Source organism: Pseudomonas sp. KT_2_4, from assembly GCF_041410225.1.
Taxonomy (GTDB): Bacteria; Pseudomonadota; Gammaproteobacteria; order Pseudomonadales; family Pseudomonadaceae; genus Aquipseudomonas; species Aquipseudomonas paracarnis.
Window position 1 is genome coordinate 2,859,178 of record NZ_CP166962.1, and the last position, 17,371, is coordinate 2,876,548.

General features: G+C 59.1%; 11 protein-coding genes. 4 read left to right on the top strand and 7 right to left on the bottom strand.

The window, feature by feature from the left end; translation table 11 throughout:
- Positions 1–152: 152 nt before the first annotated feature.
- From pgi to AB9N64_RS13245, 4 genes are all read left to right on the top strand, one after another.
- A complete protein-coding gene (gene pgi, locus AB9N64_RS13230) occupies positions 153–1,817 on the top strand; it encodes a glucose-6-phosphate isomerase (RefSeq protein ID WP_003194166.1) in 1,665 nt (554 codons plus the stop codon).
- Positions 1,818–1,922: 105 nt separating this feature from the next.
- The gene (gene acs / locus AB9N64_RS13235; RefSeq protein ID WP_038451495.1) at positions 1,923–3,860 is read left to right on the top strand and encodes an acetate--CoA ligase; all 1,938 of its coding nucleotides are present in this window, start codon (positions 1,923–1,925) and stop codon (positions 3,858–3,860) included.
- Positions 3,861–3,952: 92 nt separating this feature from the next.
- Complete coding sequence (locus AB9N64_RS13240; protein ID WP_198833218.1) at positions 3,953–4,969, top strand: class I SAM-dependent rRNA methyltransferase; 1,017 nt, start codon at positions 3,953–3,955, stop codon at positions 4,967–4,969.
- An 88-nt stretch (positions 4,970–5,057) separates the two neighbouring features.
- Positions 5,058–7,979, top strand: coding sequence for a DUF748 domain-containing protein (locus tag AB9N64_RS13245; protein ID WP_371360346.1), 2,922 nt, complete (start codon positions 5,058–5,060; stop codon positions 7,977–7,979).
- A 284-nt stretch (positions 7,980–8,263) separates the two neighbouring features.
- Here the strand turns inward: AB9N64_RS13245 and AB9N64_RS13250 are convergent, their stop codons facing one another.
- The 7 genes from AB9N64_RS13250 to nusA all read right to left on the bottom strand — a co-directional run bounded on the left by AB9N64_RS13250 (position 8,264) and on the right by nusA (position 17,366).
- Complete coding sequence (locus AB9N64_RS13250) at positions 8,264–8,884, bottom strand: BON domain-containing protein (RefSeq protein ID WP_371360347.1); 621 nt, start codon at positions 8,882–8,884, stop codon at positions 8,264–8,266.
- 294 nt (positions 8,885–9,178) lie between these two features.
- On the bottom strand, positions 9,179–11,284 hold the full coding sequence (pnp, locus tag AB9N64_RS13255; protein ID WP_003194180.1) for a polyribonucleotide nucleotidyltransferase: 2,106 nt from the start codon (positions 11,282–11,284) through the stop codon (positions 9,179–9,181).
- A gap of 195 nt (positions 11,285–11,479) precedes the next feature.
- A complete protein-coding gene (gene rpsO / locus AB9N64_RS13260) occupies positions 11,480–11,749 on the bottom strand; it encodes a 30S ribosomal protein S15 (RefSeq protein WP_003177875.1) in 270 nt (89 codons plus the stop codon).
- A 115-nt stretch (positions 11,750–11,864) separates the two neighbouring features.
- Positions 11,865–12,782 carry a tRNA pseudouridine(55) synthase TruB gene (gene truB, locus AB9N64_RS13265; RefSeq protein WP_014719950.1) on the bottom strand — a complete coding sequence of 306 codons (918 nt, stop codon included), beginning with the start codon at positions 12,780–12,782 and terminating at the stop codon, positions 11,865–11,867.
- Between the two features lie 3 nt (positions 12,783–12,785).
- Entirely contained in the window at positions 12,786–13,181 is a 396-nt protein-coding gene (gene rbfA / locus AB9N64_RS13270; RefSeq protein ID WP_003176137.1) for a 30S ribosome-binding factor RbfA, read from the bottom strand.
- A gap of 159 nt (positions 13,182–13,340) precedes the next feature.
- Positions 13,341–15,857: a translation initiation factor IF-2 gene (gene infB, locus AB9N64_RS13275; protein WP_003194185.1), complete on the bottom strand. Its 2,517-nt coding sequence runs from the start codon at positions 15,855–15,857 to the stop codon at positions 13,341–13,343.
- Positions 15,858–15,884: 27 nt separating this feature from the next.
- Positions 15,885–17,366 carry a transcription termination factor NusA gene (nusA, locus tag AB9N64_RS13280; protein WP_003194187.1) on the bottom strand — a complete coding sequence of 494 codons (1,482 nt, stop codon included), beginning with the start codon at positions 17,364–17,366 and terminating at the stop codon, positions 15,885–15,887.
- Positions 17,367–17,371 lie beyond the last annotated feature (5 nt).

The following is a 17,371-nucleotide window of genomic DNA, read 5'->3' on the forward strand; positions in this document are numbered from 1 at the left end:
AAAGCCAAGACATATCCACACGCTAGGTTTAATGTAACTGCCCTGCGCTATGGTTAGCGCTGTCTGGAACCCAATCCTTGTTATAAGACTGGATGTTCCGGGCTTTGAAGTGTCCTAAAGGCAGTCCCCGTAATAAAAGGAAACCCGCAGCGATGGCGTACTACCGCACCCCTCATGACGTTACCGCGCTGCCCGCCTGGCAAGCGCTTGTTCAACATCGCCAAGCCATGCAGGATTTCAGCATGCGCGAGGCGTTCAATGCCGATCCTCAGCGTTTTTCCCAGTTCACCTTGAGCAGCTGCGGACTTTTCCTCGATTACTCGAAAAACCTGATCACCAGCGAAACCCGCGACCTGTTGGTGGGCCTGGCCAAGGAAGTCAATCTCAAGGCGGCGATCGACGCGCAGTACGCTGGCGAACCGGTCAACTCCTCTGAGGGCCGCCCTGCCCTGCACACCGCCCTGCGCCGCCCGGTGGGCGATAAGCTGTCGGTCAACGGCGTGAACATCATGCCGGACGTGCACAAGGTGCTGAATCAGATCACTGACCTGGTCGGCCGTATCCACGACGGCCTGTGGCGTGGCTACACCGAGAAGCCGATCACCGACGTGGTGAACATCGGCATCGGTGGCTCGTTCCTCGGCCCGGAATTGGTCTCGGAGGCCTTGCTGTCCTACGCCCATAAAGGTGTGCGTTGCCACTACCTGGCGAACATCGACGGCAGCGAGTTCCACGAACTGACCATGAAGCTGCGCGCCGAGACCACGCTGTTTATCGTCTCGTCCAAATCCTTCAACACCCTGGAAACCCTGAAAAACGCCCAGGCCGCCCGCGCCTGGTACCTGGCCCAGGGAGGCTCGGAAGCCGAACTGTATCGCCACTTCATCGCCGTCTCGAGCAACAATGCCGCAGCCGTGGCCTTCGGTATCCGCGAAGAAAACATCTTCCCCATGTGGGACTGGGTCGGTGGGCGCTACTCGCTGTGGTCTGCCATCGGCTTGCCAATTGCCCTGGCTATCGGCATGTCCAACTTCAAGGAACTGCTGTCGGGTGCCTACACCATGGACCAGCACTTCCTGAACGCGCCGTTCGAAGCCAACATGCCCGTGCTGCTGGGCTTGCTGGGGGTGTGGTACGGCAACTTCTGGGGTGCGCAGAGCCATGCGATCCTGCCGTACGACCATTACCTGCGTAACATCACCAAGCATTTGCAGCAGTTGGACATGGAATCCAATGGCAAGAGCGTGCGCCAGGACGGTACGCCAGTGTCCACCGATACCGGCCCGGTGATCTGGGGCGGCGTAGGCTGCAACGGCCAGCACGCTTACCACCAGTTGCTGCACCAAGGGACTCAATTGATCCCGGCCGACTTCATCGTGCCGATCGTCAGTTTCAACCCTGTGTCCGACCACCATCAGTGGCTGTACGCCAACTGCCTGTCCCAGAGCCAGGCGCTGATGCTCGGTAAGACCCGCAGCGAGGCCGAAGCCGAGCTGCGTGAGAAGGGCTTGCCGGAAGCCGAAGTACAGAAGCTGGCACCGCACAAGGTGATCCCGGGCAACCGTCCGAGCAACACCCTGGTGGTCGAGCGCATCAGCCCACGCCGCCTGGGTGCGCTGGTGGCGATGTATGAGCACAAGGTGTTCGTGCAGAGCGTGGTGTGGGGCATCAATGCCTTCGACCAATGGGGCGTTGAACTGGGCAAGGAGCTGGGCAAAGGCGTGTACAACCGCCTGACCGGCGCCGAAGAAACCTTGGCCGAAGATGCTTCGACCCAGGGCCTGATCAACTACTTCCGGGGTCGCCACCGCGGCTGAAGCCGTTCATTCAAGGCCAACGTCCGTTTGGACGTTGGCCTTGAACCCTCCCGCCCCAGGGTGCATCTTTATGACTTGTCGCAAAAACAAGAATAAGGAGCGCTCATGTTCGATATCAGCACCTTTCCCACCGCCGATGCCGTCCGCCGGGCTGCGCAGCTCAGTCAAGAGGACTACCAGCGCCTCTATCGCCAATCCATCGACCAGCCAGACACCTTCTGGGCCGAACAGGCCAAGGGCTTTCTCGACTGGATAAAACCCTGGCACAGCGTCCAGCAGTCAGACATCCACACCGGTGCCGCCCAATGGTTTGCCGGTGGCCAGTTGAACGTCAGCTACAACTGCATCGACCGCCATCTGGCGCAACGCGCCGATCAGCCGGCTTTCATCTGGGAAGGCGATGACCCGTCAACATCCTGCACGATTACTTACCGTCAACTGCACCAAAACGTCAGCCGCCTGGCCAATGTGTTGAAAAGCCGTGGCGTGAACAAAGGTGATCGCGTGTGCATCTATATGCCGATGATCCCCGAGGCGGCGTACGCCATGCTGGCCTGCACGCGAATTGGCGCAGTGCACTCGGTGGTGTTTGGTGGTTTCTCTCCTGACGCCCTGCGCGACCGCATCCTCGACGCCGATTGCCGCACCGTGATCACCGCCGACGAAGGCATACGCGGTGGCAAGCCCGTGGCGCTGAAACAGAACGTCGACAAGGCCCTGGCCAGTTGCCCGAATGTCAGCACGGTACTGGTGGTGGAGCGCACCGGGGCGGGCGTGAATTGGCACGAGGGCCGCGACCTCAAATACCAAGCCGCCCTGGACGCCGCCAGCGACAACTGCCCACCCGAGCCGATGGACGCCGAAGACCCGCTGTTTATCCTGTATACCTCCGGCAGCACCGGCAAACCCAAAGGCGTGTTGCACACCACCGCTGGCTACCTGCTGCAAGCGGCGATGACCTTCAAGTACGTGCTCGATTACCAAGAAGGCGAAGTGTTCTGGTGCACCGCCGACGTGGGCTGGGTCACCGGCCACAGCTATATCGTTTATGGCCCGCTGGCCAATGGCGCCACCTCGCTGATGTTCGAAGGCGTGCCGAGTTATCCGGACAGTTCGCGCTTCTGGCAGGTCATCGATAAACACAAGGTGAATATCTTCTACACAGCGCCCACCGCCCTGCGCGCCCTGATGCGCGAAGGCCACGGCCCGCTGCAGAGTACATCGCGCGCCAGCCTGCGCCTGCTGGGCAGCGTAGGTGAGCCGATCAACCCGGAAGCCTGGGACTGGTATTTCAACGCCGTCGGCGAACAGCGCTGCCCGATTGTTGATACCTGGTGGCAGACCGAAACCGGCGGCATCATGCTCAGCCCGCTGGTCAGCGCCCAGCGCATCAAACCGGGCTGCGCGACACAGCCCATGTTCGGCGTACAACCGGTGTTGCTTGATGAACAAGGCAAGGAAATCAGCGGCGCCGGCAGCGGTGTACTCGCCATCAAATCAAGCTGGCCGGGGCAGATTCGCAGCGTCTACGGCGACCCGCAGCGCATGATCGACACCTACTTCAAGCCCTACCCCGGCTACTACTTCACCGGGGATGGCGCACGGCGCGATGAAGACGGCGACTACTGGATCACCGGGCGGATCGACGATGTGATCAACGTGTCCGGCCATCGCATCGGCACCGCAGAGGTGGAAAGTGCGCTGGTGCTGCATGATCAGGTCGCCGAAGCCGCCGTGGTGGGCTACCCCCACGACGTCAAAGGCCAGGGCATCTACGCCTTTGTCACCCCCATGAATGGCGTCGAACCCAGCGACGCGTTGAAAAAGCACCTGCTGGAGTTGGTCAGCAAGGAGATTGGCAGCTTCGCCAAACCGGAATTGATCCAATGGGCCCCTGCCCTGCCGAAAACCCGCTCCGGCAAGATCATGCGACGCATCTTGCGCAAGATCGCCTGTAACGAACTGGACAGCCTGGGCGACACTTCGACCCTGGCCGACCCCAGCGTGGTGGACGGTTTGATCGACAAACGCCTCAACCGATAGCGCCAGGATTATCCCCGGCCTGTGCAGGCCGGGGTTAGCTGTTAAACTTCGCGCCCCCTTTTTCTTATTCATCTACCAGCAAGGCGCGCTCCATGACTCCCTTGAATCAGGCGCTGCGCGCCGCCCTCGATCACCGCCAAGACCTGATCAACACGCTGCACGCCCAGGGTACGGACTGCTATCGGCTTTTTCACGGCAGCCAGGAAGGCGCCGGGGGCTTGACCATCGACCGCTACGGCCCGCAATTGCTGGTACAAAGCTTCCACCAGTCCCTGGAAACCGCAGACCTGCTGGACTTACACCAACTGATCAACCAATACATGGGCCTGGAATTGTTGCTGGTGTACAACGACCGTGCCCGCGGCAACTCGCGCATCGACCGCGAAGACACGGTGTACCGCGCCGAGCCTGGCGCATTGGAAGACCTGGTCGGCCACGAGTGGGGCCTCAATTACCGTGTGCGTGGGCGCCACGCCGGGCAAGACCCGCTGCTGTTCCTCGACCTGCGCAACACCCGGGGCTGGGTCAAGGACCACAGCGCCGGCAAAAGCGTGCTGAACCTGTTCGCCTACACCTGTGGGGTAGGTTTGAGCGCAGCGGCGGGGGGCGCACGGGAAGTGTGCAACCTGGATTTTGCCGAGGGCAACCTGGCGGTGGGGCGTGAAAACGGCCAGCTCAACCCGCAGTTGCCTAGCATGGAGTTTGTACAGTCCGATTACTTCCCGGCGATTCGCCAACTGGCGGGCCTGCCGATCACCCAGCGTCGCGGGCAGAAGCTGCCGAGCTATCCGCGCCTGGAACAGCGCCAGTACGACCTGGTACTGCTCGATCCTCCCGCCTGGGCCAAGAGCGCTTTCGGCACCGTCGATTTGTTGCGCGACTATCAAAGCCTGCTCAAACCCGCACTGCTGGCCACCGCCGATAATGGCGTACTGATTTGCTGCAACAACCTGGCAAAAGTCAGCATGGAGGACTGGCGTGAGCAGGTGCTGCGCTGCGCGGAAAAAGCCGGGCGCCCGGTACGCGAGTGGCACGTGATGACACCTGGGGCCGACTTTCCTTCCAGGGATCAACAGCCCCCGTTGAAGACCCTGATCCTGCATTTGTAGGAAGTTTCCCAGCGCCCACGGTTCTTCGGAACCGAATTCCCGTGCCATACTCCAAGGCACTCTCGTTCGACATAGATGGCGTTCACCCATGCCCAAAGGATTGATCCGCGCCGTAGGCGCCTTGTTGACCGCCCTTGCTTTGTACAGCTTGCTGGGCTTTCTGATATTACCCGGCATCGCCCTTCGCATTGCCAACCAACAGTTGGCCAATTACGCCACGGTGCCGTCGCGAATCGAGCGCATCGAGCTCAACCCCTTCAGCCTGGAACTGACGCTGTGGGGCCTGAAGATCGGTGAGCCAGGCAAAGAGCAAGTAGGTTTCGAACGCCTCTACGCCAACCTGCAGATCGACAGCCTCTGGACCCGCGCCCTGCACCTGGCTGATGTGCAACTGGACAAGCCCAAGACCGAACTGCTGTTCGACAAGTCCGGCCAACTGAACCTGGCGCAGTTGTTCAAACTGCCGCCGAGCGAGCCAACCCCGGCCGATCCTGATGCCAAGCCGTTCCCACTGCGTATCGACAGCATCAAGCTGGCCGGTGGTAACCTGCATTTCCAGGACCTGCGCCCCAGCGAGCCCATCGAATTCCTCTACGACGAACTCGACTTCGAGCTGAAAAACCTTAGCACTTTGCCCGACGACAATGCCGACATGACCCTGGTCGCCGCCGGCCCCGAAGGTGGGCAAATCGACTGGAAAGGCAACTTCAGTCTGGTACCGATCACCTCCGAAGGCACCTTGAAGGTGACCGACGGCAAAATGAAAGCCTGGTGGCCGTATGTACGTGACGCCCTGCCACTGGTGCTGGAAGACGGGGTGCTCAACTTCAGCACTGACTACAAATTCAGCCTGGCCAAAGAAACCGAGCTGAACCTGACCAACACCGCCGCCAGCATCGCCCCCTTTGCTATAAAGGCCCCCGATGGCCGGCCACTGGCACGCCTGGAACGCCTGGACGTCAGCGAAACCACGGTAGACCTGGCCAAGCAGCAGGTCATTATCGGCAAGATCCGCAGCAACAAGCTGGAAACCTGGGCCGCCCGTGAGGCCGATGGTCAATTGGACTGGCAGAAGCTGTTCGCCAGCCAACCGAGCAAACCGGCCAAGGCACCGGAACCAACCACTGCCGACGCGCCGTCGGCGCAACCGGCGGCCCCGAGCAAACCGTGGCAAGTGCTGCTCAAGGATGTGCAACTGCGTAACTATCAGGTGCACCTGGCCGACCGCCAGGCTAAACCTGCGGTCGCGCTGGAACTGGGCCCGTTGAATGTCGACGTACAGAACTTCGACAGCCTCAACCAGAGCCCCTTCGCCTTGAAGGTCGACACCGGCCTGGGTAAGCAAGGCAAGATCCAGGCAACCGGCGAGGTTAACCTCAACCCGGTCAGTGCCAAGCTGAAAGTGAACACCCAGGACATCGACCTGCGGGTCGCCCAGGCCTATATCAGCCCGTTTATTCGCCTGGAATTGCGCAGCGGCATGCTCGGCAGCAACCTGGACGTAAACCTCAAAAGCACCGAGCCACTGGCCCTCCAGGTCACCGGCCGCGCCCAGGTTGACCAGTTGCATACCCTGGACACCCTGAAGACCCGCGACTTCCTCAAGTGGCAGCGCCTGGTGCTAGAGGGCGTGAACTACCAGCACGGCCAAAGCCTGTCGATCGACAAGGTCAACCTGTTGCAGCCGTATGCGCGCTTCATGATCAACGAAGATCGCACCACCAACATCGACGACCTGCTGATTCCGCAGCCGGCCGACAGTGGCAGCAAGTCGGCCGCCAAACCTTCCGCCAGTAACGACAAACCCCTGGGCATTCATATCGGGCAGATCGCGATCAACGACGGTTCGGCCAACTTTGCTGACTTTAGCCTCACGCCCAACTTTGCCACCGCGATTCAACAGCTCAACGGCCAGATTGGCACCATCGACAGTCGCCAGGCCAAACCGGCCAGCGTCGATATCAAGGGCAAGGTGGACCGTTACGCGCCAGTGACGATCAAAGGCAGCGTGAACCCGTTTGACCCGATGGCCGCGCTGGACATCGCCACCAGCTTCAAGCGTGTCGAGCTGACCAACCTGACACCTTACTCAGGTAAATTCGCAGGCTTCCGCATCCGCAAGGGTCGCCTGAATCTCGATCTGCACTACGTGATCACCAAAGGCCAGTTGAAGGCTGAAAACAAAGTGGTGGTCGAGCAACTGCAGTTGGGTGAAAAAGTCGACAGCTCCGATGCCGTGGACTTACCGATTCGCCTGGCTGTCGCCCTGCTCAAGGACTCCGACGGCAAGATCTCCATCGAACTGCCAGTAAGCGGCGACCTGAACAACCCGCAATTCAGCGTGATGCCGATTGTGTGGCAGACCCTGCGCAACCTCGTGGTACGCGCGGCAACCGCGCCCTTCAAGTTCATTGGCGGGCTGGTCACCGGTGGTGGCTCTGAAGACCTGGGCAATGTGTCGTTCGCCGCAGGCTCCAGTGAGCTGAACAAAGACGCCGAAGGCGCTCTGAACACCCTGGCCAAGGCGCTGAAAGAACGCCCTGCCCTGCGCCTGGAAATTGAAGGCACCGCCGCTGCCAGCAGCGACGGGCCGTTCCTGGCCGCACAGCGACTGGAGCGTGAATACCAATATAACTACTACAAGATCCTCCAGCGCCGTGGCGACAAGGTCCCGGCCCAAGCCTCCCTGCTTGAAGTGCCAGAGAAGGAAAAAGCACCATTGCTGGAAGGCATCTACCGCACCCGCCTCAAACAGCAACCCCCGGCCGAATGGAAAGACCTGGGCAGCGATGAGCGCTCGGCGAAGCTCAAGGACGGTGTGATCAAGTTCTGGAGTGGCAGTGACGTGCTACTGCGCCAGTTGGGGCAGGACCGAGCCAGCACGATCAAGGATTACCTGGTAGACAAGGGCCAGTTGGAAGATGACCGCGTGTACTTCATCGATGCGCAGCTGGGGCAGGCCGAGAAGGATGGCCGGGTGATCACTCCAATGCATCTGGATGCTGAGTAACTTCTAAGCACTACCCATCCTAATGTGGGAGCTGGCTTGCCTGCGATAGCATCACCTCGGTGCAACTGAATGACCGAGGTGCCAGCATCGCAGGCAAGCCAGCTCCCACATTTTTTTGACCTGATCATTCTGTTTCAGCCTGAAATAGAACAGGCCCCGACACAAGTGCCGGGGCCTGTAATGACCACATCCGTGTGGTCGGTCGCATGAACTCCAGAGGTGCGTCAGGTGGATATCTAACTCACCCTAAGCCGCCGCTATTCAGTCCAGACGAAACGTCAACGTTACTCTGCTTTCAGGCCATCGGCCGAGACAGCTTTAACGCCTTTGATCTTCTTGGTAATCGCTACAGCCGTTTCTTTCTGCGAAGCGGTCACAGCGGTAGGCGACGACAGGGATACAACACCTTTGTTGGTTTCAACCTTGATGTCGGTGCCAGGAATGCCTTTTTCAGTGACCAGGTCAGCCTTCACTTTGGTAGTGATCCAGGTATCGCTGGTAGTCTCTTTAGCGTCGTGGGCAGCGCCTTTGGTTTTGTCGATGCCGTCAGCTTTGGTAGCACCGCCAGCCAGCAGGCCGTCAGCAGAAACCGCAGTCACACCTTTGATTTTCTTGGTGATGGCTACAGCAGTAGCTTTCTGCGAATCCGAGACTGCTACGTCGGAGGACAGGGAAACCACACCTTTGTTGGTCTCAACCTTGATGTCCGAACCTGGAATGCCTTTTTCGGTCAGCAGGTCAGCTTTGACTTTAGTGGTGATCCAAGTATCCGAAACGCCTTCCTTAGCCTTGGTCGCTTCACCGGCCGCCAAAGTCATAGGGGCTTGGGAAGTCTGAGCAAAGGCTACGTTAGCACCCATGGCCAGGGTCAGAGCGGTAGCAGTAGCGAGAGCGAACTTCTTCATACGAGTAACTCCTGTTTTATTAAAAGTCTGCAGGCGTAAACCTTCATGCTGCAGCGCTACCAGGGATATTGCAGGCAGTGTGCCAACTCGCTGAACAGATTAAATCCCTTATTAAACAATGACTTATGAAAAGCACAAATTTTCGAAATCGTGCAACTTGCATGAAGCTCATCGTGCCTGCATGCAAGTTGCGGCTTTTGGGCGGCGCTAAACAGCTGATTCTGCTTCATTTTCTCGCGCCCATAAAAAAAGGACTCCGAGGAGTCCTTTTTTCAGCGTGAAGCCTGCGGGTGATTAAACGCCCGAAGCCTTGGCTGCTGCTACGTCCTTGATGGACAGCTTGATACGGCCGCGGTTGTCCACGTCCAGTACCAGCACTTCCACTTCCTGGCCTTCTTTCAGAATGTCGGTCACTTTCTCAACGCGAGCATCGCTCAGCATGGAGATGTGAACCAGACCGTCTTTGCCCGGGAGGATGTTGACGAACGCGCCGAAGTCGACGATGCGCTCAACCTTGCCGACGTAGATCTTGCCGATCTCGGCCTCAGCAGTGATACCCAGTACGCGCTGGCGTGCTGCTTCAGCCGCTTCCTTGGTTTCGCCGAAGATCTTGATCGAACCGTCGTCTTCGATGTCGATCGAAGCCTTGGTTTCTTCACAGATCGCACGGATGGTCGCGCCGCCTTTACCGATGACATCACGGATTTTGTCGGTGTCGATTTTCATCGCGATCATGGTCGGAGCATTTTCCGACAGTTCAGTGCGGGACTGACCAATGATCTGGTTCATCTGGCCGAGGATGTTCAGGCGCGCTTCCAGGGCTTGGCCCAGGGCGATTTCCATGATTTCTTCGGTGATGCCCTTGATCTTGATGTCCATCTGCAGCGCGGTCACACCTTTGGCGGTACCGGCTACTTTGAAGTCCATGTCGCCCAGGTGGTCTTCGTCACCCAGGATGTCGGTCAGGATGGCGAACTTCTCGCCTTCTTTAACCAGGCCCATGGCGATACCGGCAACCGGTGCCTTCATTGGCACACCGGCGTCCATCAGCGCCAGGGAAGCACCGCAGACCGAAGCCATGGAGCTGGAACCGTTGGACTCGGTGATTTCCGATACAACACGGATGGTGTACGGGAACACGTCAGCGGCAGGCAGCATGGCCTGAACCGAACGACGAGCCAGACGGCCGTGACCGATTTCACGACGACCCGCGCCGCCCATACGACCACACTCGCCCACCGAGAACGGAGGGAAGTTGTAGTGCAGCATGAAGGGGTCTTTTTTCTCGCCTTCCAGGGTGTCCAGCAGTTGTGCGTCGCGGGCAGTACCCAGGGTCGCAACGACCAGGGCCTGGGTTTCGCCACGGGTGAACAGCGCCGAACCGTGAGTCTTCGGCAGTACGCCGACTTCGATGTTCAGCGGACGCACGGTGCGGGTGTCGCGACCGTCGATACGTGGCTTGCCGTTAACGATGTTTTCGCGAACGGTGCGGTATTCGATCTCACCGAAAGCAGCTTTGACTTCGCTGGAGGAAGGCTGGCCTTCTTCGCCGGACAGCTTGGCGACGACCTGGTCCTTCAGCTCACCCAGGCGAGCGTAGCGGTCGGCCTTGACGGTGATGGTGTAGGCGTCGGAGATGGCAGCGCCGAACTCGGAGCGGATAGCGCCCAGCAGTTCGGTGGCTTCCGGGGCAGCAGCCCAGGTCCAGGTCGGCTTGGCAGCTTCGGCAGCCAGTTCTTTAACCGCGTTGATCACAACCTGGAACTCGTCGTGAGCAAACAGTACGGCACCCAGCATCTGGTCTTCGGTCAGCTCTTTGGCTTCCGATTCAACCATCAATACGGCTTCGGACGTACCGGCAACGACCATGTCCAGGCTCGAGGCTTTCTGTTGCTCGTAAGTCGGGTTCAGCAGGTAGCCGGTGCTTTCGTGGAACGCAACGCGGGCAGCGCCGATCGGGCCATCGAAAGGAATACCGGAGATGGCCAGGGCAGCCGAGGTACCGATCATCGCAGCGATGTCCGGATCGGTCTTCTTGCTGGTGGAAACGACGGTGCAGACAACCTGCACTTCGTTCATGAAGCCTTCTGGGAACAGCGGACGGATCGGACGGTCGATCAGTCGGGAAGTCAGGGTTTCTTTCTCGGAAGGACGGCCTTCGCGCTTGAAGAAACCGCCAGGGATCTTACCGGCAGCGTAAGTCTTTTCCTGGTAGTGAACGGACAGAGGGAAGAAGCCCTTGCTCGGGTCAGCGGTCTTGGCGCCAACAACGGTCACCAGTACGGTCACGTCGTCGTCAACGGTAACCAGCACTGCGCCGGAGGCTTGACGGGCGATACGGCCTGTCTCGAGGGTAACGGTCGACTGACCGAACTGGAATTTTTTGATAACCGGGTTCACGGTGTCCTACCTTCTTTGTGGCTCTTGGGGGAACTTGTCTTCTTGCGAAATTCTTGGGCAATGCCGGGAATCGGCCCGACGCTCGTCCAGGGTAAAACGTGTATCCAGATAAAACTTGAGGCTGGGAGCCTACCACGGGCCACCGGGAATCCCGATGACACGCGGCAGACAACCAACCTCTAGCGCAATCGCTTATTAGCGACGCAGACCCAGGCGACCGATCAGAGTCTGATAACGACCCAGATCCTTGCCTTTCAGGTAGTCCAGCAGCTTACGGCGCTGGTTTACCATGCGGATCAGACCACGACGGGAGTGGTGGTCTTTACCGTTGGCCTTGAAGTGACCTTGCAGTTTGTTGATGTTGTGGGTCAGCAGTGCAACTTGCACTTCTGGCGAACCAGTGTCACCAACAGCTTGCTGATAGTCAGCTACGATTTGTGCTTTTTCTTGAACGTCGAGAGCCATGAGGCAATCCTTTTTTCAGGAAACCACCCAAAGGGCAGTTTCAACAGGCCAGGGACAAATCCCTGTATCTAAAAATGAGTGTTGACCATGCCTGTTAACAGCCACACTCGTTCGGTCATTCTGACCGAATCAGCCGACGCGGCGCGATGCGCCCGTCTTCGCTCACTTCACCGATACCGATAAAGCGACCGTTATGATCCTGTACTCGCACCATGCCGAACTTCGGGGCATCCGGGGCGCGTACCGGCTGGCCGTTGAGCCAGTAGAACGCGCTGTGCTCCGAGAAGTGCAGCAGCGGCCAATCGAGCAAACCGCTGTCCGATGGCATGAGGAAGCGATCAACCGCTTCATTGCCGCCCTCGGCGTGTACCGCTTCCAACTCTTCCAGCGTGACCGTCTGGGCCAGGCTGAAAGGCCCGGCCTGGGTGCGTCGCAGTTCTGCAACGTACGCGCCGCAACCGAGCTTTTCACCAATATCTTCCACCAGGGTACGGATATAGGTGCCTTTGCTGCAGTCCACGGCCAAACGGGCAGTGTCGCCTTCACAAGCGAGCAATTCCAAGCGCGCAATAGTAACAGAACGCGGTTCGCGCTCCACTACTTCGCCCGCACGTGCCAGCTTGTAAAGTGGCTGGCCATCGCGCTTGAGTGCCGAGTACATCGGCGGTATCTGACTGATTTGCCCACGAAAAGCGGGTAAGGCAGCTTCGATATCCGCACGACCAACGGTCACGTCGCGAACCTGCAAAACATCACCTTCGGCATCCGCCGTGGTGGTGGTCTTGCCCAGTTGCATCAGGGTTTCGTAACCCTTGTCGGAATCAAGCAGGTATTGCGAAAACTTGGTGGCCTCGCCAAAGCACAACGGCAATACACCGGTGGCCAATGGATCAAGGCTGCCGGTATGCCCGGCCTTCTCGGCGTTGAGCAGCCAGCGAACCTTCTGCAACGCGGCATTGGAGGTAAAGCCAATGGGTTTGTCGAGCAGAATGATGCCACTGACGTTGCGACGAATACGTTTGACCTGAGCCACCGCTTACTCCTTGGCGTCTTCAGGTGTGGACGGATGCTGGCTGTCTTCAGCCACGGCGCGCTCGATCAGGGCCGACAGGTGCGCGCCACGCACGACGCTTTCGTCGTAGTGGAAGTGCAACTGTGGAACGCTGCGCAGCTTCATTTCACGGGCCAACTGCATACGCAGGAAACCTGCAGCAGAGTTGAGCACCTTGATGCTTTGCGCAATTTCTTCGCTGTTGTCCTGCCCCATTACGGTGATGAAGATCTTGGCGTGACCCACGTCACGGCTCACTTCAACAGCGGTAATGGTGACCAGGCCAACGCGTGGGTCTTTGACTTCGCGGCGGATCAGTTGGGCCAGCTCACGCTGCATCTGATCGCCGATACGCTGGGTACGGCTGTATTCTTTTGCCATGTCTTGTTACCTGTTACTGCCACACGGTGAAACCCGTGGGGTCTGAAAGCGGCAAACGCCCGGCCTGACAAAAGCCAGACCGGGCGTTGCGTTTAGAGTCCTGACGCTACACGGGGCATCTGCATGCCCATACGCTGCGCGGCTCCTGAAGTGCGCGAGTTAGAGGCTGCGAGCAACCTGAACCTTCTCGAAGACTTCGATCTTGTCGCCAACCTTGACGTCGTTGTAGCTCTTGACGCCGATACCGCATTCCATGCCGGCACGTACTTCGGCAGCGTCATCCTTGAAGCGGCGCAGGGATTCCAGCTCGCCTTCGAAGATAACGATGTCTTCACGCAGTACACGGATTGGACGGTTACGGTACACAGTGCCTTCAACCACCATACAGCCGGCAATCGCGCCGAATTTCGGCGAGCGGAACACGTCACGCACCTCGGCGATACCCAGGATGTTCTCCCGGACGTCACTGCCAAGCATGCCGGTAAGGGCCTTCTTGACGTCTTCGATGATGTCGTAGATGACGTTGTAGTAACGCATGTCCAGGCCTTCCTGCTCGACGATCTTGCGAGCGCCAGCATCGGCACGCACGTTGAAGCCGAACAGTACAGCGTTGGAAGCCAGTGCCAGGTTGGCGTCGGATTCGGTGATACCACCGACACCGCCACCGACAACGCGCACTTGCACTTCGTCGTTACCCAGGCCGTTCAAGGCGCCGTTCAACGCTTCGAGGGAACCACGAACGTCAGACTTGAGGACGATGTTAAGCGTCTTCTTCTCTTCCTGGCCCATGTTCTCGAAGATGTTTTCCAGCTTGCCGGCGTGAGCACGGGCCAGCTTGACCTCGCGGAACTTGCCTTGACGGAACAGAGCCACTTCACGGGCTTTCTTCTCATCAGCCACTACGCTCATCTCGTCGCCAGCGTCCGGCGTACCGTCCAGGCCGAGAATCTCGACTGGGATAGCAGGGCCTGCTTCCTTGATTGGCTTGCCGTTCTCGTCGAGCATGGCACGTACACGGCCGTAGTTCGAACCGACCAGTACCATGTCGCCTTGGCGCAGGGTACCGTCTTGGACCAGCACGGTGGCAACCGGGCCACGGCCCTTGTCGAGACGGGACTCCACCACGACGCCACGGCCAGGAGCCGATGGAGTAGCGGTCAGTTCCAGGACTTCGGCTTGCAACAGGACCGCTTCGAGCAGTTCGTCAACGCCGGTACCCATTTTCGCCGAGACCGATACGAATGGCGTCTCGCCACCCCATTCCTCGGACGTCACGCCGTGAACCGACAGTTCGCTACGGATGCGATCGAGATCGGCGCCCGGCTTGTCGATTTTGTTCACGGCAACGACCAGAGGAACACCGGCAGCCTTGGCGTGCTGGACGGCTTCAATGGTCTGCGGCATTACGCCGTCGTCCGCTGCAACCACCAGGATCACGATGTCGGTCGCCTTGGCACCACGGGCACGCATTGCGGTAAACGCGGCGTGACCTGGGGTGTCGAGGAAGGTGACCATGCCGCGTTCGGTTTCAACGTGGTATGCACCGATGTGCTGGGTAATACCACCGGCTTCGCCTGCGGCAACCTTGGCACGACGGATGTAGTCGAGCAGGGAAGTCTTACCGTGGTCAACGTGGCCCATTACGGTCACGACCGGCGCACGGGAAACCGCTTCACCTTCAAACTTCAGGGACTCGGCCAGGGAATCTTCCAGGGCGGTGTCGCTGACCAGGGTCACTTTGTGGCCCAGCTCTTCAGCAACCAACTGGGCAGTTTCCTGGTCCAGTACCTGGTTGATGGTGGCCGGAGTGCCCAGCTTGAACATGAACTTGATGATTTCAGCAGCCTTGACCGACATCTGCTGGGCCAGATCGCCCACAGTGATGGTCTCGCCGATCTTCACTTCACGCACGACAGGGCCGGTTGGGCTCTGGAAACCGTGGGCGTTGCGCTTCTTCAGCTTGGCCTTGCCGCGACCACCACGACGGAAGCCATCGCTTTCTTCGTCGGTGGTACGTGGGGCAACGCGTGGCGCAGGCGCTTTCTCTTTGACCGAGGCGCGGTGCGGAGCGTTTTTACGCTCGCCATCGCCACCACCACCGCGACGATTGTTGTCGTCAGCACGTGGTTTGTCCGGACGACGAGGCTCGTCGCGCTTGCGGGCGTCTGCTGCAGGAGCAGGTGCGGCGGCAGCCGGGGCAGCCTCACGCACAGCTTCAACAGGGGCGGCGACCGCGTCAGTGGCAGCAGGTTGCGCAGCAGCAGGCTGGCGACGCGCTTCTTCTTCGGCGCGACGCTTGGCTTCTTCTTCAGCCTTCTGACGTGCAGCATTTTCTACTGCGCGACGTTCTTCCAGCTCGCGTTTGCGCTCGGCTTCGATTTCTTCCGGGCTGCGCTGTACGAAGACTTTCTTCTTGCGTACTTCAACGCTGATGCTCTTGCTACCTGCAACCCGCAGGGTGCTGGTGGTTTTGCGCTGCAATGTAATCTTGCGCGGTTCTTCCACTTTCGCCTTGTGGCTGCTCTTCAAGTGAGTCAGCAAAGACTGCTTCTCACTATCGCTCACACCTTCATCGGCGGCGGTGTGCGGCAGACCTGCCTCACGCATCTGCTGCAACAGGCGCTCTACCGGTGTTTTGACCTCATCGGCCAGTTGTTTCACCGTGACTTGCGTCATGCACTTCTCTCCTCAGGCCGCGCCTAATTACTCGAACCAATGGGCTCGGGCGGCCATGATCAACTTGCCGGCACGATCTTCGTCAATGCCGTCGATGTCGAGCAGATCGTCAATAGACTGCTCGGCCAGGTCTTCGCGGGTAATTACGCCGCGCACCGCCAGTTCCATCGCCAAATCCTTGTCCATACCCTCAAGCGAGAGCAGGTCTTCGGCCGGATGGGCGTCTGCCAGCTTTTCCTCAGTAGCGATGGCTTTAGTCAACAAACGATCCTTGGCCCGAGCGCGGAGCTCGTTGACGATATCCTCGTCAAAGCCGTCGATGTTGAGCATTTCTTCCAACGGTACGTAGGCAATCTCTTCCAGGCTGGTGAAGCCTTCATCTACCAGCACCTGTGCCAGTTCTTCATCGACTTCCAACTCTTCGATGAAGTTGCGCAGGATGTCACCGGTTTCAGCTTGCTGCTTAGCCTGGATGTCCGATTCGGTCATCACGTTCAGGGTCCAGCCGGTCAGTTGGCTGGCCAGACGCACGTTCTGACCACCACGACCAATGGCCTGAGCCAGATTGTCTGCGCCAACGGCGATGTCCATTGCATGGGCATCTTCGTCAACGATAATTGCCGCCACTTCAGCTGGCGACATGGCGTTGATCACGAACTGCGCCGGGTTATCGTCCCACAGGACGATGTCCACACGCTCACCGCCCAATTCTCCCGACACTGCCTGGACGCGCGAACCGCGCATACCGATGCAAGCGCCTTGCGGGTCGATGCGTTTGTCCTTGGAGCGGACCGCGATCTTGGCACGCGAACCCGGGTCACGGGACGCAGCCATCACTTCGATCAGGCCTTCGGCGATTTCCGGCACTTCGATACGGAACAGCTCGATCAGCATTTCCGGCGCGGTACGCGACAGGATCAACTGCGGGCCGCGGTTCTCGGTGCGGATTTCCTTGAGCAGCGCACGCAGACGCACGCCGACACGGAAGGTTTCGCGAGAGATGATGTCTTCGCGGGCCAGCAACGCTTCGGCGTTGTTGCCCAGGTCGACGATCACGTTGTCGCGGGTAACTTTTTTCACGGTGCCAGAGATGATTTCACCCAGGCGTTCGCGATAGGCGTCAACGACTTGAGCGCGCTCGGCTTCGCGAACCTTCTGCACAATGACCTGCTTGGCGGTCTGTGCAGCAATACGGCCGAATTCGATCGACTCGATCTTTTCTTCGACAACATCGCCAACCTGAGCGCCCGGATGCGTTTGCGCAACCTTGCTTGGCCAGGTTTCGATGGCCGGATCATCAAGATCGTCCTCTTCGACCACCGTCCAGCGACGGAAAGTCTCATAGGCACCGGTGTGGCGGTTGATTTCCACACGCAGATCTACTTCGTCTTCAAAACGTTTCTTGGTAGCAGTGGCCAGGGCCAGCTCCAACGCTTCAAAAATCACGCTTGCCGGTACACCCTTTTCATTGGATACCGACTCAACAACCAGCAGTACTTCTTTGCTCATCGTAC